The organism is Meridianimarinicoccus marinus, from assembly GCF_040689105.1.
Classification (GTDB): domain Bacteria; phylum Pseudomonadota; class Alphaproteobacteria; order Rhodobacterales; family Rhodobacteraceae; genus Meridianimarinicoccus; species Meridianimarinicoccus marinus.
In genome coordinates, this window is record NZ_JBFBVU010000021.1 from 18,460 (window position 1) to 37,243 (window position 18,784).

Here is an 18,784-nt window from a genome sequence, read left to right on the forward strand (position 1 = left end):
ATGCCCGATTTCCAGTGCCGACGCAAACCGCTTTGCAGCATGCCTGCGGCCCGGTTCTAGAAGGCGCGGCTCAGCAACAGGCAGGTTTCGCTGTTCAGGATGCCGGGGATTTCGCGGATCTCGCACAGGACCCGATCAAAGTCCTCAAGGCTGGTGGCTTCAAGCTGCGCCACGAAGTCCCACGCACCGTTGGTGGAGTGCAACTGCCCCACCTGTTTCAGCCGCCGCAGCCGCACCGTCACCTGCCGGGCCAGATTGCCCTGAACCTCGATCATCATGATGGCGCGGATCAGATCCTCGGCACTGGTGTCGGCCAGATCAACGGTAAAGCGCTGGATCACACCCCGGCGCTGCAGCCGGTCCAGATGGGTCTGCACGGTGCCGCGCGTCACGCCCAGTGCAGCCGCCAGCGCGGTGATCGAGGCGCGCCCGTCCAGCCGAAGCTGTCCGATCAGCGCCTTGTCAAGGGCGTCCAACTCACTCACGACCGACCACTTTGCATGCCAAGCTGAACAATTTGCTGGATCTCCATCGCAATTCGATCACCTTTCGATCTAAACGCACACCACCCCGGCGGGTCAATATGGGGCGACACTTCCTGCGAGTTGACCCATGACCCGAAAAACCTGTTGCCTGATTGGCGCCCCGGTAGATGAAGGCGCGGTGCAGCGCGGATGCGTGATGGGCCCAGACGCCTATCGCACCGCCGGGCTGGCCGAGCAGTTGCGCGACCTTGGCCATCTGGTCGAGGATCGCGGCAACCTCTCGGCGGCACCCCGGCCCGCGTCCCATCCCAACGCCGCGCTGAAGAACCTGCCCGAGATTGCCGGTTGGGTGCCGGTGCTGGAACAGGCCGCCTATGAGGCCGCCGCCTGCGACATGCCGATCTTTCTGGGCGGCAACCATGCGTTGTCGGCGGGCACCGTGCCCGGCGTGGCACGCCGGTCTGCCGAACGTGGCCAGCCGCAATTCGTGCTGTGGCTGGACGCGCATCCCGACCTGCACACACTGGCCAGCACCCGCTCGGGCAACCTGCACGGCACGCCCCTGCGCTATCTGATCGGCGATCCGGGGTTCGAGGATGTCTTCCCTCCCATCACCGCCCCGGTGCCCGAGGCGCATGTGTGCTTCATGGGTCTGCGGTCGGTCGATCCGGCCGAGCAGGCCCGGCTGCACGGATCGGGCATGGCGGTGCACGACATGCGCGCGCTGGACGAACGCGGGGTCAGCGCGCCGCTGCTGGCGTTTTTGGACCGGGTGAAACAGGCGGGCGGCGCCTTGCATGTCAGCCTTGATGTGGATTTTCTAGATCCGGCCATCGCCCCTGCCGTGGGCACTACGGTGCCCGGCGGTGCCACCTTCCGCGAGGCCCATCTGATCATGGAACTGCTGCATGAAAGCGGCCTCGTGACCTCGCTCGATCTTGTGGAACTGAACCCGTTTCTCGACGACCGAGGCCGCACTGCCCTGCTGATGGTGGACCTCTGCGCCTCGCTTCTGGGCCGCAAGGTGCTGGACCGTCAAACCCGCAGTGCCGCCTGAACCGGAGACCCCGCATGAATGCTCTCACGCCCCAACCCTCGCATCTGGCCATGGTGCCTTTCGTCAGCGTCGCCAACATGCTGAAGATCGTGAACCGCATCGGCCCGGCGCAGATGATCGCCGGCATCGCCGCCTATCTCGAGGACGACTTCCGCCGCTGGGAGCAGTTCGACAAGACCCCCCGCATCCCGGCCCACAGCCGCGACGGGGTGATCGAGTTGATGCCAACCTCGGACGGCGAAATCTACGGCTTCAAATACGTCAACGGCCACCCGGCCAACATGGCGCGCGGCTATCAGACCGTAACCGCCTTCGGCGTGCTGTCACGGGTCGAAAACGGTTATCCGGTGCTGCTGACCGAGATGACGGTGCTGACCGCGCTGCGCACCGCCGCGACCTCGGCGCTGGCGGCGAAACACCTGGCCCCCCAAGGCGCCACCACCATGGCGATGATTGGCAATGGCGCGCAATGCGAGTTTCAGGCGCTGGCCTTCCAGAAGGTTTTGGGGATCGACACCGTGCGGCTGTATGATCTCGACCCGGCGGCCACCGCCAAGGCAGTCCGCAATCTGGCCGGATCGGGCCTTACAGTCGTGGCCTGCGCCAGCGCGGAAGAGGCGATCACCGGTGCCCAGATCATCACCACCTGCACCGCCGACAAGCAGAATGCCACCGTGCTGACCGACAACATGGTCGGGGCCGGGGTGCACATCAACGGCATCGGTGGCGATTGCCCCGGCAAGACCGAATTGCATCGCGATATCCTGCTGCGGTCAGATATTTTCGTCGAATACGCGCCCCAGACCCGGATCGAGGGCGAGATCCAGGCGCTGGACCCCGACCACCCGGTCACCGAGCTGTGGAAGGTCATCACCGGGCAGGCCGAGGGCCGCCGGGACGCGCGGCAGATCACGCTGTTCGACAGCGTCGGTTTCGCGATCGAGGATTTCTCGGCCCTGCGCTATCTGCGCAACCAGTTGAGCGACCCCGGCGAGTACATCGAACTGGATCTTCTGGCCGACCCCGACGATCCCCGCGACCTGTTCGGCATGGTGCAGCGCGCCCGGCCCTGAGACCGGGACCGGGGCCAGACGTCATGCCTGCGTAAAGATCGCCTTGTAAGTCTCTCGCAACACGTTCTTTTGAACCTTACCCATGGTGTTGCGCGGCAGGGCGTCGACCACCACCATCCGGCGCGGCTGCTTGAACCGCGCCAACTGTCCGTCCAACGCCGCGGCGATGGCCGCCAGATCGGGCGTCGCCCCGGCCTCGGGCACCAGAACCGCCACCACGCTTTCACCGAAATCCGGGTGCGGGGCGCCGATCACCGCGCTTTCCATCACGCCGGGGGCGGCATCCAGCAGCAATTCGATCTCTTTGGGATAGATGTTGTAACCGCCCGAAATGATCAGATCCTTGTTGCGTCCGACGATAGTCAGATAGCCGTCTGCGTCCAACCGGCCCAGATCGCCGGTGATGAAGAAGCCGTCCGCGCGCAGTTCCTCGGCGGTCTTTTCCGGCATCCGCCAGTAGCCCTTGAACACATTCGGCCCGCGCACCTGGACCACGCCGATCTCGCCCACCGGCAACGCTTGCCCGGTCTCGGGATCGCAGACCTTCACCTCGACCCCCGGCAGCGCCTGACCCACGGTTCCGGCGCGGCGGTTGCCATCATAGGGGTTCGAGGTGTTCATATTGGTCTCGGTCATGCCATAGCGTTCCAGGATGCGATGGCCGGTGCGGGCCTCGAACGCCTCGTGGGTGGCGGCCAGAAGCGGGGCCGAGCCCGAGATGAACAGCCGCATATGCGCCGCGAGATCCCCCGTGAAACGGGCATCATCCAGGAGCCTTGTGTAGAACGTCGGCACCCCCATCAGCGTAGTTGCTTTCGGCATCCAGTCGATCAGTTGATCCACGTCCAGCTTCGGCAGGAAGATCATCGATCCCCCGGCCAGCAGGATCACATTGGTGGCCACGAACAGCCCATGGGTGTGAAAGATCGGCAGCGCGTGCAACAGCACGTCGTCGCTTGAGAAGCGCCAGACGTCCACAAGGGTCCGGGCATTCGACAGCAGGTTGTCCTGCGTCAGCATCGCCCCCTTGCTGCGCCCGGTGGTGCCCGAGGTATACAGAAACCCGGCCAGATCATCGGGACCGCGCGCCACCGTCTCGAAAGTCTCGGGTTGGGTGGCGGCCAGATCCGTCAGACTGCCCCGCCCGTGGGCCAGCGTTTCCAGCCGCGCACCGCAGGCCAACGCGACCGGGGCCAGATCGTCAGCCTTCTCAGGAGCGCAGACAAACAGCTTTGCCTCGGAGTTCTCGACGAAATAGGAAACCTCAGCCGGGGTATAGGCGGTGTTGAGCGGCAGAAACACCGCGCCGCTTTGGGCGCAGGCGGCAAACAGCGCGATCATCTCGGGGCATTTGTCCACCTGCACCGCCACCCGATCACCGGTCTGCACACCGCAGGCCGCAAGCGCATGGGCAAACCGCGCCGCCTGCCGCAGGAAGGCGTCATAGGTGATCTCGGTCCCGTCGGGCAGGATCAGAAACGGCTTGCGATTGCCCCGATGAACGCCGAACAGCGCGTCGTACAGATGGTTTGCCATGGCCCCGGCCCCCGGTCACTGCGATCCTTGCTGGTCCGTCTTAGGCAAGCGCGTCCGCCCCATCCAGACGCAAAAGAGACGCGCCCGCAGGCGTTCCCTTATCGCTCGGGCGCCAGATGGGTCAGGCTGTGGTCGGCATATATCTGGGCAATGCGCCCCGATTGCAGGGCATCCAGAATGGCGTCGTCGACCATGTAGGACAGCGGGCGATAGCGGAAATGCACCCCCACGCCCAGCGTCCAGTCCCCCACCGCCAGGCCCGGCAAGGGCGGCTGGTGCAGGGCTGTGGCCGGGGTCAACCCGTGCTCCAACTGACCGCGCGGGCCCATCACCGCCATGACTTCGCCCGCCGCCAAGGCCGCCATGGCCTCGGCCACATCCGGGAAGCGGTGGATGTTTGCGGCCATCTGGCCACCGGCGAAACTGGTCAGATAGAAATCCGCGATCGAGTCGTTCTCGACCCCCACCGTGTCGAAGCGGAAATAGGCCGGGGTCGGACGGTCGTCGGGGTCGGGATAGGCGGCGGTGGCATAGGCGATGGCCAGCGCTTCGCCGGCGTATTGACCGGTGAAGACCACCTGCTCGACCCGGCATTTGAAGGCGCTGTCATAGGGGATGCGCATCATCACGTTGGACACCGCGCCGCCGACAATCGGGCCCTTCCAGATGTTGTGGCGCAGGTCGGCTTCCAGGTTTTCGCCCGCCGCCACGAAGTGGAACCGCGGCGCGACGCCGATATACTCGGCGATCAGGCGGGCGATTTCCACATCGACCCCGCGCGCCGTGCTGCCGTCTTGCCAGGAATAGGGCGGATAATCTTCGTACAGCGCGAAGGTCACGAACCCTTGTTCATGGATCTGGTCCAGATCCTGTCCGACGATATCGCGCGAGGCATTCTGCGGCTTGGCCTGCGGCACCCAGTCGGCACAAGGATCGGCGGCCCATCCGGGAGCCGCCGACAGGGCCAGCGCCAGCAGGACGCCGCCCAGGGGGATCGTGAATCCCCGCCGCATCAATGCGCGACAGACAGGCCGACCGTCAGGATCTCGGCCGCCTGATCCAGATTGCCGCTATCCAGGTTCAGCACCAGCGCCGCGCGCAAGGCCACGCTGTCGGCCACCGGCGCCCCCGAGAGAGTCTCGATCTCGTTGGCGATCTCCATCAGCCGGTCGGCGGTTGCAGCGGTATCGACCTCGGCCGCTCCGCTTGCGGCGGTGGCCAGAAGATCCCGGATTTCCTTCAACTCGTCGGACCGTTCGGCGACGGCCTCGTCATCGGGGCGGGTCTCGATGAAGGTGCGGATCGCCCAGGCGGCTTTCTGGCCCAGCAATTCGCCGAAGGCCGGCATCTTGGTGGTGCCATTCTGGGTGTAGCCGAACTGGAAGCGCTCAACATACCACTCGTCGCCGAATTCCTCGGCCTCCAGGAAGCGCAGGTCGGGGGCGAGCCCACCCGAGATCACTTCCAGCCCATGGCACCGGGCGCAGTTCTGGTTGTAGCCGGAGGCGCCGATCTTGACGGCTTCGCTCCAGATCTCCTCGCCCACTTCTTCCACACGGTAGGGGTTCTCGGTCAGCCATTCCTCGCCCACATCGGGCAGGACATCGGTGTTCACCGGTTGCGGGGCGACATCGCCATGGGCAAGGGCCAGGCTCGGGGCCATGGCCAGGGTCAGGGCGGTCAGCGCGGGACGGATCAGGGTCATGTCGGGTCCTCCTCAGGGCAATCCATGCCATCGAGAGCCGTTGTACGCAGACAGCAGCAGTCGCGGTATTCGACCTTGGTTGGCCCCTCGACCATGGTCGTATGGCTGACATCGGGGCGATCCGTATCCTTGGACGCGGAGGAGATGATTGCATGAAACCACTTGCTGCCATGGTGCTGTCGCTGGTCCTGTTGCCCTGGGCCGCGATCGGCGAGACCCGCATCGATGTCACCTACCTGCACGTGGAAACGCCGCGACCGCCGGTGCTGTCCAACCTTGACCCGGAACCCGCCGACCTTGGCCTCGCGGGCGCGCAACTGGCCGTTCGGGACAATGCCACAACCGGCCGGTTCCTGGGCCATGCCTACACGCTTGACACGGTGTCGGTTGCCCTGGGCGAAGATCCCCTGGCTGCGGCGCGTCGGGCCCTGTCCAGCACGGACCTGCTGGTTCTGGATGCGCCGGCAGAGGTGCTGCTGGCCATCGCCGATCTGCCCGAGGCGGCCCGGGCGCTGATCTTCAACACCTCTGCCGAAGACACCGACCTGCGCGGCCAGAACTGCCGCGCCAACATTCTGCACAGCGCGCCGTCGCTGGCCATGCGCACCGACGCGCTGGCGCAGTTCCTCGCCCAGCGGCGCTGGACCAGGCTGGCGATGATCGAGGGCAGCTATCCTGCAGACAAGGCCTTCGCGGCGGCACTGGAGCGTTCGGCCAGGAAATTCGGCCTGAAAATCGGCGCCCGGAAAACATGGGCCTTCGACGCCGACATGCGCCGCCACGCGGCCCAGGAAGTACCGCTCTTCACCCAGGATCTGGGCAAATATGATGCCCTGCTGGTGGCCGATGAAACCGGAGATTTCGGGCGCTACATCGCCTACAACACCTGGTTGCCGCGCCCTGTCGTTGGTTCGGAAGGGCTGACTGCAGCGGCCTGGGCACCGGTGGTCGAACAATGGGGCGCGGCGCAGCTACAATCGCGTTTCCACGAGATGACCGGCCGCCAGATGTATCCGCAGGACTATGCCGCCTGGGCCGCGCTGCGCAGTATCGGTGAGGCGGTGACACGCGGCGCAGCCGGCGACGCGCCTTCCCTGCACGGATTTCTGATGTCCGGCGACTTTGAACTGGCCGGGTTCAAGGGCCGCCCCCTGACGTATCGCGCCTGGAACGGGCAATTGCGCCAACCCATTCCGCTGACGCAGCCCCGCGCGCTGGTCACCCAGGCGCCACTGGAGGGGTTTCTGCATCCGCGTACCGAGCTGGACACGCTGGGGCTGGATGCCCCGGAAGCCGGCTGTGCCGCCTATGCGGCCTGAACCCCCAGCGGGGGCCAGCCCCCGCGCCCCCGGAGTATTTCACCAAGAAAAAAGTCTCCCCTTCTTTTTCTTGTTCTGAAGTACTCGCCAGGGGTGTGGGGGTGGCAAACCCCCACGCTGCCCCTCGTCGAAAAGGACCGAAAATGACCCCTTTGCGAATTGCCGCTCTGATTGCCATGGTCACTCTGCCCACCAGCGCTGCGGAGATCTGGGTGACCAATGAAAAAGACGACACCATCAGCGTCATCGACGTGGAGACGCTTGAGGTGATCCGCACATTGCCAACCGGGGAGCGGCCACGCGGGATCACCTTTTCCAGGGACTTCAGCCGGGTCTATATCTGTGCGTCGGACAGCGATACTGTTCAGGTGATGGATCCTGTCTCGGGCGAGATCCTGCACGATCTGCCGTCGGGCGAAGATCCCGAACAGTTTGTTCTGCATCCCGACGACCGCCATCTCTACATTGCCAATGAGGATGACGCGATCACCACCGTGGTGGATACCGAAACGCGCCGGGTTGTGGCGCAGATCGACGTCGGCATCGAGCCCGAGGGCATGGCGGTCAGCCCCGATGGCAAGGTGGCCATCACCACGTCTGAAACCACCAACATGGCGCATTGGATCGACACCGAAACGCAGCAGTTGTTTGCCAATACGCTTGTGGATTCCCGGCCTCGACACGCGGAGTTCGTCAAGGACGGGCGTGAGTTGTGGGTCAGTTCCGAGATCGGCGGCACCATCACCGTGTTCGATACCGCGACACAGTCCGAGATCGCGAAGATTTCTTTCGAGGTGGACGGCATCCATCCCGACCGGGTTCAGCCCGTGGGATTCGAGTTTACCCAAGGCGACACCCATGCCTTCGTGGCGCTTGGACCATCCAACCATCTGGCGGTGGTCAACGCCGATACCTACGAGGTCGAGGATTACATCCTCGTCGGGCGCCGGGTCTGGCACATGGCGTTCTCGCCCGACAAGAATCTGCTGTTCACCACCAACGGCGTGTCGGGCGATGTGACCGTGGTGGAGGTGGCCAAACGCACCGCGATCAAGTCCATCAAGGTGGGCCGCTTTCCCTGGGGCGCCGCGCTGCGCCCTTGACACCGGGGGGCCGTGGGCCCGACACAGTTTTCCAGGATACGAGGATCACTTCATGAACACGCGGATTGCCGCTTTGGCCCTGATCGCCCTGCCTTTCGCTTCGGTGGCTGTCGCCGATGAAGACAAGGGGTTCGGACTTGCCGGCATCCTGTCGGCCAGCAACAAGCAGGACCTGCCGCCCATCCAGCTGTCGGCGGGGATGCCGCTGACCGATGCGCCGTGGGAGTTGACCTCGGGCACCTACTACGAATTCGAGATCCAGGGCGACGGCAGCCAGGAGCTGGCGCTGGTGGGGCCGGAGTTCTTCCGGGCGATTTGGATCGACGAGATCGTCGTCGAAGGGCTGGAGATCCGCCCGCTGGGTCTGGACAGCATCGAGTTTGACGAGGCCGGGGAAATGGAGATCGGCTTTGTCGCCATCAAGCCCGGCCGGTACTACCTGAAGATCCCCGGATCCACCGGCGAGACACAGCGGCTGGAGATCACCATCAAGTGACGGCGGCACCCGCTCTTTCCATACAGGGTCTTGGGTTTTCCTATGGCGCCAAGCGGGCGCTGGACGGGGTTGCCTTCAACCTGGCGCCGGGCGCCTTCTGCGCTCTGCTGGGGCCGAACGGGGCGGGGAAATCGACGCTGTTCAGCCTAATGACCCGGCTGTTCACCACACCCGAAGGGCGGATCGAGGTCATGGGTCACGATCTGTCGCGGGCGCCCAATGCGGCGCTGGCCACCATGGGCGTGGTGTTTCAGCAAACCACGCTGGATCCGGACCTGAGCGTGCGCCGCAACCTGGCCTATTTCGCGGCGCTGCATGGCATCGCGGGCCGCGACCGCGACCGCCGCATCGACGCGGTGCTGGATCGGCTGGCGATGCGCGCCCGGGGCAACGAGCGGGCGCGCGACCTGAACGGCGGCCACAAGCGACGGGTCGAGATTGCCCGCGCCCTGTTGCACGACCCCAGGGTGCTGCTTCTGGACGAAGCCACGGTCGGGCTGGACGCCGCAACGCGGGGCGATATCACCACCCATGTGCACGCGCTGGCCGCAGAACAGGGCATCACCGTGCTGTGGGCCACCCATCTGACCGACGAAGTGCTGCCCGACGATCGGCTGCTGGTGCTGCATCAGGGGCGTATTCTGGCCGATACCACCGCCGCCGGTTTTGCCCCGCATGGCCAACTGCGCGAGGCTTTCCTTGACCTGACCGGCGGAGCGCCCCATGCTGCCATTTGATCCCCGCGCCGCGCGCATTGCCCTTGTGGCCATCGTCACGCGCGAGGCGCTGCGCTTCGTGCACCAGCGCGAGCGGTTCCTGGCGGCGCTGGTGCGGCCACTGGTCTGGCTTGTGGTGTTTGCCGCCGGGTTCCGGGCCGCACTGGGCCTGTCGATCATCCCGCCCTACCAGACCTATATCACCTACGAGACCTACATCGTGCCGGGGCTGTGCGGGATGATCCTGCTATTCAACGGGATGCAATCTTCGCTCAGCCTGGTCTACGATCGGGAAACCGGTGCGATGCGCTTGCTGCTGACCTCGCCGCTGCCACGCTGGTGGCTGCTGACCTGCAAGATCCTTGCCTCGACCCTGATCTCGATGCTTCAGGCGCTGGTGTTTCTGGCCATTGCCGCGGCCTTCGGAGTACGGGTGAGCTGGACCGGATATATCGCGGTTCTGCCCGCTCTTCTGGTGGCGGGGCTGATGCTGGGCGGCCTGGGGCTGGCCCTGTCGAGTCTGATCAAGCAGTTGGAGAATTTCGCGGGCGTGATGAATTTCGTCATCTTTCCGATGTTCTTCCTGTCCTCGGCCCTGTACCCGCTGTGGAAGATGGCCGAAAGCTCGCAGGTTCTTTATGCGATTTGTGCCTCAAATCCATTTACTTACGCGGTGGAGTTGATCCGGTTTGCCCTCTATGGGCAGTTCAATCCGCTGGCCCTTGCGGTCACCATCGGCACGGCCGTTGCCTTCATGGGGTTGGCCTTGCGGGGCTATGACCCGGCCCGCGGGTTGATCCGCCGCAAGGGCTGATCGCCGCCGCAGGCAAGCCCCTCGAACATTGGGGGCTTCAGGCCGGTCGCAGAGTTGCGGGTTTGCCGTCCAGCCGCAGGACACGGGATGCCAGCCTGTCAATCTCAACCGGCGAATGGGTGACAAGGATGGCGGCGCTGCCACGTGCGGCGCGCATCCGGGCGAACAGCGCCATCATGCCGTCGGCCAGATCCGGGTCCAGCGAGACGAAGGGCTCATCCAGCAACAGCAGTTGCGGCGCGCGGGCAAAGGCGCGGGCCAGTGACAACCGCCGCTGTTGGCCCAGCGACATCTGACCGGGATAGTGGCGATCCTTCCCGGCCAGCCCGACCTCGGCCAGGGCCTTGGCCGCCGCCGTGCGGGACAGGCCCGTAGTCAGCGTGAGGTTGTGGCAGGCGCTGCGCCAGGGCAGCAGGGTCGGGCTTTGATACACCATGCCGATACTGCCGCGCGTGGTCAGGCGTTGGTCCGGCGCAGTGATCTGCCCGGCGACAAGGTTGAGCAGCGTGGACTTGCCGATGCCCGAGGGACCGGTGATTGCCAGCGTTTCCCCCATGGCCACCGACAGGGTCACGGGGCCGAGAATCCCGGTCCCGTTGAGCGACAGCCCCGGCAGCGACAGATCCAGCACCGGGCGCCCGGCATCCGGCGCGGCCAGGGCCATGTCGCGGGAATGCCGGGTCATCGGGCTCAGGAGCCGGGCTGCAGGAACACGCCGTCAGGCAGTTGCGTGGCACTGCCAAGCAGGTCTTCGCCGCCCAATTCCGCCATCAGCCGCAGCATGCGGTCGGCGGCAGCTTCATCCACCGGGCCGGGAGCCGGGATACCGGCGCGGAAACCGGCTTTCAGGGCTTCGAATTGCACGTCTGACGTGGCTTTCATGCGCGGACGCAGGCGATCCCATTCGGCATCGTCGCTAGCCAGAAGCGCCTTGGCATCGCCCGAAGCCGCCGCAAGTCCCTGAACGATTTCTGGGTTTTCGGCCACCAGCGCGCCGGTCACCACATAGCCCAGAAGCGGGGTTTCCGGGTCCAGTCCAAGGGCGGCGGCGGCATCGGAAACATCGACCAGACGCCGCATCCCGGCGGCCTCCATCTTGGCCATGAAGTGCCAGTAGTTGATGGCGCCCTGGGTCTGCCCCTGCAGCGCGGTCTTGAAGATCAGCGGCGGCGCGCCGAACACCTGTTCGGTCTCGGCAGCCAGATCCATGCCGTATTCCTGCGCCGCATAGGCCTGCAGGATCAGCCAGCTTTTGTCGAGCGGCCCGCCGGCAATGCCGATCTTCGTGCCCTTGAGATCCTCGATCGTCTGGGCCGGGCTGTCCTGGCTGACCAGAATACCGCCCACGGCCTTGGAATAGGGAATGAACACATAGTCCTTGCCCGCCGCGCGCTGCCGCGCCACCCAGAGCCAGTCCGACACGATCACATCCGCCTCGCCGGCCTGGAAGGCGACCTTGGCGGCCGCGCCCCCGGCCAGGCCCTGCACCTGCAGGTCGAACCCGTGGGCGGCGTCAAACCCGTGGTGCTTAATGGTGTCCAGCTCCCAGTTGACGGTTCCGAATTCCAGAACCGCGGCCCGCAGGACCGGTGTTTCCGCCAAGGCCGCGACGGCGCTCAGGGCCAGCCCGAGGGCGGCACCGGTCAGGGTTTTCATCGTGATCATCGTTCCCTCCTCCAAAGGTCTGCGCGAGGGTACCACGATCGGGCCGGTCAGAAATACGACCAAAGCACCGACTGCCAGATGGTCGTAGTTTTGACTCCGATCAAGATCGGCTCTGTGGAACGCACGATAGCTGAAACCTCCCCAATCCACAGGAGATACCAATGTCCAAGACCAAACGATTGATGACACCGCTGGCCCTGACGCTGGCCTGCGCCGGCGCGCTGGCCCTGCCCGCCGCGGCGGAAACCCGCTATGAGCAGATCAAGGTCGACGCCGGGGCGGCCCTGTTCGACGCCGAATGCCGCCGCTGCCACGCCGTCGATGTCGAGCACGCCTCCTACGGGCCGCCGCTGGAGAACATCGTCGGCCGCACCGCGGGCAGCTGGCCCGACTTCGACTATTCCGACGCGCTGGTCGCCTCGGGCATCGTCTGGACCCCGGCGGCCCTGCGCGCCTGGATGGAAGACAACGACGGCTTCATGCCCGGCACCCGGATGCGCCATGTGGGCATCGAGGATCGCACGGTGCAGGACTTCATCCTGGCCTATCTGGACAGCCTGAGCGTCGAGACGTCGCACTGAGCCGTCCGGCGCAGGCAGCATTGCGGCCATGCCCGGCGGTACGAAAGAACGACAGGGGGCGCTGCAGCGCCCCTTGCCATGTCGCGCGTGTGAAGCAGGTTCAGCGGGTCGGGGTCCGCAGGTCTGAATCGGCACGTCCTGGCACGCGCGGCCGGTGTCAACAGGGTAAAAGTCGTACGACCTAAGCAGCGTTGAAGGAAATGCCCCCGCACGTAGGCTTGCGGTCTGACGGATGTGCCCGAACCGGCCCATCTGCACCGGAACCCGAGGGAGGACCCCCATGAACCGATTTATTGCCACCGTAGTCATGACGACTCTGGCTGCTGGCGCGGCCCAGGCCGGCGTCACCGAGGCCGATCTGGCCAACGACCAGACCATCACCACCAGCGTGCTGACCAACGGCATGGGCCGCCACCTGCAGCGCTACAGCCCGCTGGAGACGCTGAACAAGGACAACATCGCGAATCTGGTGCCGGCCTGGGCCTTCAGCCTTGGCGGGGAAAAGCAGCGCGGCCAGGAAACCCAGCCGCTGGTGCATGACGGGATCATGTATATCACCGGCTCGTATTCGCGGCTTTATGCCATCGACGTGAAGACCGGCAAGGAAGTCTGGCAGTATGACGCGCGTCTGCCCGAGGGCATCCTGCCTTGCTGTGACGTGATCAACCGTGGCGGCGCCATCTATGGCGACAAGATCTTCTTCGGCACCCTGGATGCGCGCCTCGTGGCGCTGGATCTGAAAACCGGTGACGTGGTGTGGCGCGACAAGATCGCCAACTACAAGGAAGGCTATTCCTATACCGCAGCCCCCCTGATCGTGAACGGGCTGGTCATCACCGGCAACTCGGGCGGTGAATTCGGGATTGTCGGCGAGGTTCAGGCCCGCGACGCGGATACCGGCGATGTCGTCTGGACCCGCCCGGTGATCGAAGGACACATGGGCACGCTGAACGGCGAAGAATCCACCATGACCGGCACGCTGAACGCCACCTGGCCCGGTGACATGTGGAAGACTGGCGGCGGCGCGACCTGGCTGGGCGGCTCGTATGACATCGACACCGACACGCTGATCTTCGGCACCGGCAACCCTGCACCGTGGAACAGCCACCTGCGCAACGCCGGCACCCCGGTCGAAGGCAACAAGGGTGACAACCTGTATGCCGCCAGCCGCCTTGGCATCGATCCGGCCACCGGCGAGATCAAATGGCATTTCCAGACCACCCCGCGCGAAGGCTGGGACTATGACGGCGTGAACGAAGTGGTCGCCTATACCGATGCCGACGGCAACAAGCTTTTTGGTACCGCCGACCGCAACGGGTTCTTCTACGTTCTGAACCGCGAGGACGGCAGCTTTGTCGATGCCCATCCCTTCGTGAAGGACATCACCTGGGCATCGGGCATCGACGAGACCGGGCGTCCGATCTTCGTCGAAGAAAACCGCCCCGGCGATCCGGCGGCCGCCGCCGAAGGCAACAAAGGCCAGACCGTGTTCTCGGCCCCGGGCTTCCTGGGTGGCAAGAACTGGATGCCGATGGCCTACAGCCAGAACACCGGGCTGTTCTACGTGCCTTCCAACGAATGGGGCATGGACATCTGGAACGAGCCGATTTCCTACAAGAAGGGCGCCGCCTATCTGGGGTCGGGCTTCACCATCAAGCCGATGTACGAAGATCACATCGGCAGCCTGAAGGCGATCGATCCGGCCACCGGCGAATGGGTCTGGGAATACAAGAACGACGCGCCGCTTTGGGGCGGGGTCATGACCACCGCTGGCGGCCTTGTCTTCACCGGCACCCCCGAGGGCGAGTTCCTGGCGCTGGATGACGAAACCGGCGAGATCCTGTGGAGCTTCCAGACCGGGTCCGGCATCGTCGGCCAGCCCATCACCTGGGAACAGGATGGCGAGCAATATGTCGCCGTGATGTCCGGCTGGGGCGGCGCCGTGCCGCTGTGGGGCGGGGAAGTGGCCTCGAAGGTCAACTACCTCAACCAGGGCGGGATGCTGTGGACCTTCCGCCTGCCCAAGCAACTGGCCGCGGCCAACTGAGCCACACCACGACCAAGGGCCCAGGGCCCTGCGACGCACTCCGGGAGACCGGGGTGCGTTTTTCTATCCGGGGGGATTGCGGGGCGCGGCGCGAAAGAGATTTCTTGCCTCCGGCGGGAGTACTTTTGCCAAGAAAAAGTGGTGGGGCAACGGGGGGCGTGTCACCACGGCGGTGCCTCCCGTGCCGGGGGTGGCAGGTCGGACGGGTTGCGGCTGTCGACTGCGGCCCTGACAGGAAGCCCCGCGATCAGCTTGCGGTGGCTGCGGCCTGCCAGCGGCGGCTGCGGCGGTCGAGCGGTTGCAGCAGCCCGTATTCCAGGGCCAGCATCACCGCCACGAAGCTGAGCGCATATGCCAGCACATGGCCGGTCTCGAACAGTTGGAAAAACAGGTGGATCTGGAACCCGACGCCGTTGGAGCGTCCAAGGAATTCCACCACCAGCACGATCTTCCAGATCATTGCCAGACCATTGCGGGTGCTGGCCGCGACATAGGGCCAGAGCTGCGGCCAGATCACATGGGCAAAGCGCGCCAGCGGTGACATGCGGTGCAGGCGGGCCATGGCGCCGAGTTGCGGATCGAGGCTGCGCACCCCTTCGCGGATGGTCACCGCCACCATGGCGGTCTTGTTGACTGCGACTGCGAGGATGGCCGCGGGCTCGTTCAGGCCGAGCCACAGGTAGCACAGCACGATCACCACCAGCGCCGGAAGGTTCAGAAACACCGTCACCCAGGGCGAAATCCAGCGGTCGAGCGCGGGCCAGCTTCCCAGCGCCAGCCCCAGCGCGCCGCCCAACCCCATGGCCAAGGCAAAGGCCGCCGCCACCCGGCCCAGGGTGGCCAACACGTGATACTGAAGCTGGCCCGACGCGAATTCCTGCGCGGCGATCTTCAGCACCGTAAGCGGGCCGGGCAGCACCGAAGGATCGTCGGTCAGATGCGCGGCCACGATCCACAGCAGCAGCAGGCCGGCCAGCGAGACGGCAGGTTCGACCCCTTTGGGCAGGCGGATGGGGGATGATGTCATGGCAACCTCCTCTGGCTGGCTGCGATCATAGTCGAAGGCGGGGACAGCCACGTTTCGACCTAAGTCGCATTTGGCGGCACTGGAGCGGCGACTAGGGTCGGGCCATGACCATTCTGTCGCGCCTTGTGCTGTGTCTTGCCCTGTTGGCCTGCGCCCTGCCGCTGGCTGCAGAACCCATGCCGCGCGACGAAATCGCCGCGCGCATCGTGCCGCCGTTCTCGCTGGGCGAGCGGCTGAACGGGCAAGGGGTCTACAGCCTGATCAACTCGGGGGGTGCCGAGGCGGGGTTTGTCTTCGAGACCGAACCGATGGCGCCCCTGCCCGGCTTTTCCGGCGCGCCGATCAACATGCTGGTCACGCTGGATCTGCAGGGCACCTTCCAAAACGTCCAGCTTGTAAGTCACAACGAGCCGATCTTCGTCTCCGGTCTTGGCGAGGCGCCGTTTCACAGGTTCTTCGAACAGTATCGCGGCCATTCGATCAGTGACGTGCTGGTGGTGGGCACGCCCTATGGGGCCGGTGGCGATGGCAGCGCGTTAGTCTATCTGGACGGGGTGACCAAGGCCACCGCCAGCGTGCGCATCGCCCATGAAAGCCTGATGGCCGCCACCCTGCAGGTCGCGCGCGAGAAGATGCAGGGGATTGCCGCCGGTCCCCCCGCCCATCCCGACCCCGACCATGCCGAGGATCTGGACTGGCATGCGCTGGTCGAACAGGGGCTGGTCGGGCATCTGCACGTCACCAATGCCGAGGTGCAGGAGGCCTTTGCAGGGACGATCTGGGTCACGGATGATCCCGAGGCGCTGGCCGACCCGGAGGGCGCCTATCTGGATCTCTGGGTCATAGATATCGGGCCGCCGGCGATTGCGCGGGCGGTTCTGGACCCCGACTCGCTGGAGGACCTGGCGCGTTTCCGGGCCGTGTCGGGCAGCGACGAGCCGCTTCTGGTGATCGACACCGCCCGTCACGGGCTGGTGTCGGACAATTTCGTGCGCAACACCGCGCCCGACCGGCTGACCGCGGACCAGGACGGGTTTCCGGTGGCGTTGCGCGATGCCGATCTGTTGGTGGAACTGGCGGCGGATCTGCCCGAGGCGCTGCACGATGGGGTGAGCATGATCCTGCGCACCGATCGGCGGCTGGGATTCGACCCGACCCGCCCGTGGCAGTTGCACGCCCAGGCGGTGCGGGCGCATGGCATGTTCCAGCCCGAACTGGGCTCGGCCAGTTTCAGCCTGACCCACACTACGGATCCACGGTTCTTCATCCGGCCCGAACCGGTCACCCCCCTGCCCCCATGGCGCGAGGCCTTGCTGAACCGGAAGGCCGATCTTCTGGTGCTGGGGGCCTTTCTGGCCGGGCTGCTGCTGGTGCTGGGCACCGCGCAGAACCGGGTGGCGGCCCTGCGCGGCTTCACGCCCCTGCGGCTGGCGACACTGGCCTTCGTGCTGGGATTCGTCGGCTGGTGGGGCCAGGGGCAATTGTCCATCGTCACGGTGCTGGGCGTCCTGCGCACGGTGACCGAGGGCGGCAGCCTGTCCTTCCTGCTCTATGATCCGTTCTCGCTGCTGGTCTGGATCGCGGCCCTGCTGGGCCTGATCGCCTGGGGGCGGGGGTTTTTCTGCGGCTGGCTGTGTCCCTTCGGCGCGCTGCAGGAGTTTGCCCATCACATCGGACGCGTACTGCGCCTGCCCCGGATCGAGCCTGCGCCGCGTTGGGATGCCCGGTTGAAGCTGGTGAAATACGGGCTGCTGGCGGCCCTGGTATTGACCGCGCTGCTGGTGCCTGCCGAGATTGATACCGTGGCCGAGATCGAACCCTTCAAGACCGCCATCACCGTGCATTTCCGGCGCGACTGGCTGTATGTCGCCTATGCCGGGCTGTGGCTGGCGCTGGGGTTGGTGCTGTTCAAGGGGTTCTGCCGCTATGCCTGCCCGCTGGGCGCGTTCATGGCCGTGGCCGGCGCGACCGGACGTGTTTTTGGCAAGCGCAGTTGGATCGCCCGGCGCGTGGAATGCGGCAGCCCCTGCCAACTGTGCAAGGTGCGCTGCAACTACGGCGCCATCGATGCATGGGGCAAGGTCGACTATGCCGAATGCTTCCAATGCCTTGACTGCGTTTCGATCTACCAGGACGAGGCCACCTGCGTGCCGCTGGTCCTTGCCGGGCGCAAGGCCGCGCGGCCCCCGCGCACAGTGTCAAAACCCGGAGATGTGGTGATTCCATGAGCCAGACGCGCCGCCGTTTCCTGACCATTCTTGCCGCGGCCAGCGCCTCCGGCATGGCCCTGCCAGCGCAGGCCCGCGCCATCTGGACCGGGCGCGCCCTTGGCGCCGAGGCGCGGCTGGTGCTGCACGGGCCTGCCGATCAGACCGCCGCCGTGATGGCTGAGGTGCAGGGCGTGTTGCGGCATGTGGAGGCGCAGTTCAACCTGTTCGACACCGCTTCGGCCCTGTCCCAGTTGAACAGGACGGGCCAGCTGCCCGACCCGCACCAAGACTTCAGCCGGCTGATCGATCTGTCCAACCGGCTGCACCGGGCAACGGGCGGTCTGTTCGACCCGACGGTACAACCACTGTGGCGTGCCTTGGCCGAAGGGCGCCCCCCCGCCCGGGCACAAGCGCTGGTAGGTTGGTCCGGGGTGCAGCAGGGGCCCGCGGCGATCACCCTGCGGCCCGGCCAGCAACTGACGCTGAACGGCATCGCGCAGGGGCTGGCCACGGATCTGGTGGCAGATGTCCTGCGGCGGCACGGCATGGCGAAAGGGCTGGTACAGGTCGGTGAACTGGCCGCCCGTGGCGGGCCGTGGCGCATCGGGATCGAGGATCCCGCCCTTGGCCCGGTCCTGACCCGCCGGTTGAGCGATGGCGCCATGGCGACCTCAAGCCCCGACGCCATGCGTCTGGGCACCAAGGGGCATATCCTTGGCCCGCAAGGCCAGCCCGCGCTGTGGTCCACCGTTACCGTCGAGGCTGAAACCGCAACACTGGCCGACGGGATGTCCACGGCCCTGTGCTTTGTTCCCGCCCCCGCCCTGCGCGACATGGCCAAGCGCCTGCGCTGCGACCTGGGCCTGCGGCAGATCATAGCCATCGACCACGACGGCAACATCCGCACTTTCTAGGCCGCGCGCTTCGTCCTATAGGGAGGCATCCGCCCC

General features: G+C 65.7%; 18 protein-coding genes. 11 read left to right on the top strand and 7 right to left on the bottom strand.

All coding sequences use genetic code 11. The features are described from left to right. Window positions 1–56: 56 nt before the first annotated feature. The gene (locus AB0T83_RS14775; RefSeq protein WP_366193987.1) at window positions 57–485 is read right to left on the bottom strand and encodes an Lrp/AsnC family transcriptional regulator; all 429 of its coding nucleotides are present in this window, start codon (window positions 483–485) and stop codon (window positions 57–59) included. Between the two features lie 127 nt (window positions 486–612). Between AB0T83_RS14775 and rocF the strand changes: the two genes are divergently transcribed. Both rocF and ocd read left to right on the top strand, forming a co-directional pair. Next, window positions 613–1,542, top strand: coding sequence for an arginase (rocF, locus tag AB0T83_RS14780; protein ID WP_366193988.1), 930 nt, complete (start codon window positions 613–615; stop codon window positions 1,540–1,542). Between the two features lie 14 nt (window positions 1,543–1,556). Continuing rightward, complete coding sequence (gene ocd, locus AB0T83_RS14785; protein WP_366193989.1) at window positions 1,557–2,615, top strand: ornithine cyclodeaminase; 1,059 nt, start codon at window positions 1,557–1,559, stop codon at window positions 2,613–2,615. Window positions 2,616–2,636: 21 nt separating this feature from the next. Here the strand turns inward: ocd and AB0T83_RS14790 are convergent, their stop codons facing one another. The 3 genes from AB0T83_RS14790 to pedF all read right to left on the bottom strand — a co-directional run bounded on the left by AB0T83_RS14790 (window position 2,637) and on the right by pedF (window position 5,856). Further along, entirely contained in the window at window positions 2,637–4,151 is a 1,515-nt protein-coding gene (locus AB0T83_RS14790; RefSeq protein ID WP_366193990.1) for a malonate--CoA ligase, read from the bottom strand. A 98-nt stretch (window positions 4,152–4,249) separates the two neighbouring features. After that, complete coding sequence (locus AB0T83_RS14795; protein WP_366193991.1) at window positions 4,250–5,164, bottom strand: substrate-binding periplasmic protein; 915 nt, start codon at window positions 5,162–5,164, stop codon at window positions 4,250–4,252. Further along, window positions 5,164–5,856 (bottom strand): cytochrome c-550 PedF, encoded by a 693-nt coding sequence (pedF, locus tag AB0T83_RS14800; protein ID WP_366193992.1) that lies wholly within the window; start codon window positions 5,854–5,856, stop codon window positions 5,164–5,166. The genes AB0T83_RS14795 and pedF overlap by 1 nt, the downstream gene beginning before the upstream one ends. A 152-nt stretch (window positions 5,857–6,008) precedes the next feature. Here pedF and AB0T83_RS14805 point away from each other — a divergent pair, with 152 nt between their 5' ends. From AB0T83_RS14805 to AB0T83_RS14825, 5 genes are all read left to right on the top strand, one after another. Beyond that, a complete protein-coding gene (locus AB0T83_RS14805) occupies window positions 6,009–7,175 on the top strand; it encodes an ABC transporter substrate-binding protein (RefSeq protein WP_366193993.1) in 1,167 nt (388 codons plus the stop codon). A 143-nt stretch (window positions 7,176–7,318) separates the two neighbouring features. Next, window positions 7,319–8,278, top strand: a complete 960-nt coding sequence (locus tag AB0T83_RS14810) for a YVTN family beta-propeller repeat protein (protein ID WP_366193994.1) — start codon at window positions 7,319–7,321, stop codon at window positions 8,276–8,278. Window positions 8,279–8,330: 52 nt separating this feature from the next. Next, a complete protein-coding gene (locus AB0T83_RS14815) occupies window positions 8,331–8,774 on the top strand; it encodes a cupredoxin domain-containing protein (protein ID WP_366193995.1) in 444 nt (147 codons plus the stop codon). After that, a complete protein-coding gene (locus AB0T83_RS14820; RefSeq protein ID WP_366193996.1) occupies window positions 8,771–9,511 on the top strand; it encodes an ABC transporter ATP-binding protein in 741 nt (246 codons plus the stop codon). The genes AB0T83_RS14815 and AB0T83_RS14820 overlap by 4 nt, the downstream gene beginning before the upstream one ends. Then, window positions 9,498–10,304, top strand: a complete 807-nt coding sequence (locus AB0T83_RS14825; RefSeq protein WP_366193997.1) for an ABC transporter permease — start codon at window positions 9,498–9,500, stop codon at window positions 10,302–10,304. Before AB0T83_RS14820 ends, AB0T83_RS14825 begins: the two co-directional genes overlap by 14 nt. Before the next feature lie 37 nt (window positions 10,305–10,341). Here AB0T83_RS14825 and AB0T83_RS14830 read toward each other — a convergent pair whose 3' ends face one another. Both AB0T83_RS14830 and AB0T83_RS14835 read right to left on the bottom strand, forming a co-directional pair. Then, on the bottom strand, window positions 10,342–10,989 hold the full coding sequence (locus tag AB0T83_RS14830; protein ID WP_366193998.1) for an ATP-binding cassette domain-containing protein: 648 nt from the start codon (window positions 10,987–10,989) through the stop codon (window positions 10,342–10,344). A 5-nt stretch (window positions 10,990–10,994) separates the two neighbouring features. After that, window positions 10,995–11,960: an ABC transporter substrate-binding protein gene (locus AB0T83_RS14835; RefSeq protein WP_366194036.1), complete on the bottom strand. Its 966-nt coding sequence runs from the start codon at window positions 11,958–11,960 to the stop codon at window positions 10,995–10,997. A 170-nt stretch (window positions 11,961–12,130) separates the two neighbouring features. On the opposite strand from AB0T83_RS14835, the gene AB0T83_RS14840 reads away from it, so the two are divergent. Both AB0T83_RS14840 and AB0T83_RS14845 read left to right on the top strand, forming a co-directional pair. Continuing rightward, window positions 12,131–12,550, top strand: coding sequence for a c-type cytochrome (locus tag AB0T83_RS14840; RefSeq protein WP_366193999.1), 420 nt, complete (start codon window positions 12,131–12,133; stop codon window positions 12,548–12,550). A 280-nt stretch (window positions 12,551–12,830) separates the two neighbouring features. Then, window positions 12,831–14,597, top strand: a complete 1,767-nt coding sequence (locus AB0T83_RS14845) for a PQQ-dependent methanol/ethanol family dehydrogenase (RefSeq protein WP_366194000.1) — start codon at window positions 12,831–12,833, stop codon at window positions 14,595–14,597. A gap of 247 nt (window positions 14,598–14,844) precedes the next feature. Here the strand turns inward: AB0T83_RS14845 and AB0T83_RS14850 are convergent, their stop codons facing one another. Further along, complete coding sequence (locus tag AB0T83_RS14850; protein WP_366194001.1) at window positions 14,845–15,624, bottom strand: ABC transporter permease; 780 nt, start codon at window positions 15,622–15,624, stop codon at window positions 14,845–14,847. Window positions 15,625–15,728: 104 nt separating this feature from the next. Between AB0T83_RS14850 and AB0T83_RS14855 the strand changes: the two genes are divergently transcribed. Together AB0T83_RS14855 and AB0T83_RS14860 are read left to right on the top strand one after the other, a co-directional pair. After that, the gene (locus AB0T83_RS14855; RefSeq protein WP_366194002.1) at window positions 15,729–17,852 is read left to right on the top strand and encodes a 4Fe-4S binding protein; all 2,124 of its coding nucleotides are present in this window, start codon (window positions 15,729–15,731) and stop codon (window positions 17,850–17,852) included. After that, entirely contained in the window at window positions 17,849–18,748 is a 900-nt protein-coding gene (locus tag AB0T83_RS14860; protein WP_366194003.1) for an FAD:protein FMN transferase, read from the top strand. The genes AB0T83_RS14855 and AB0T83_RS14860 overlap by 4 nt, the downstream gene beginning before the upstream one ends. Window positions 18,749–18,784 lie beyond the last annotated feature (36 nt).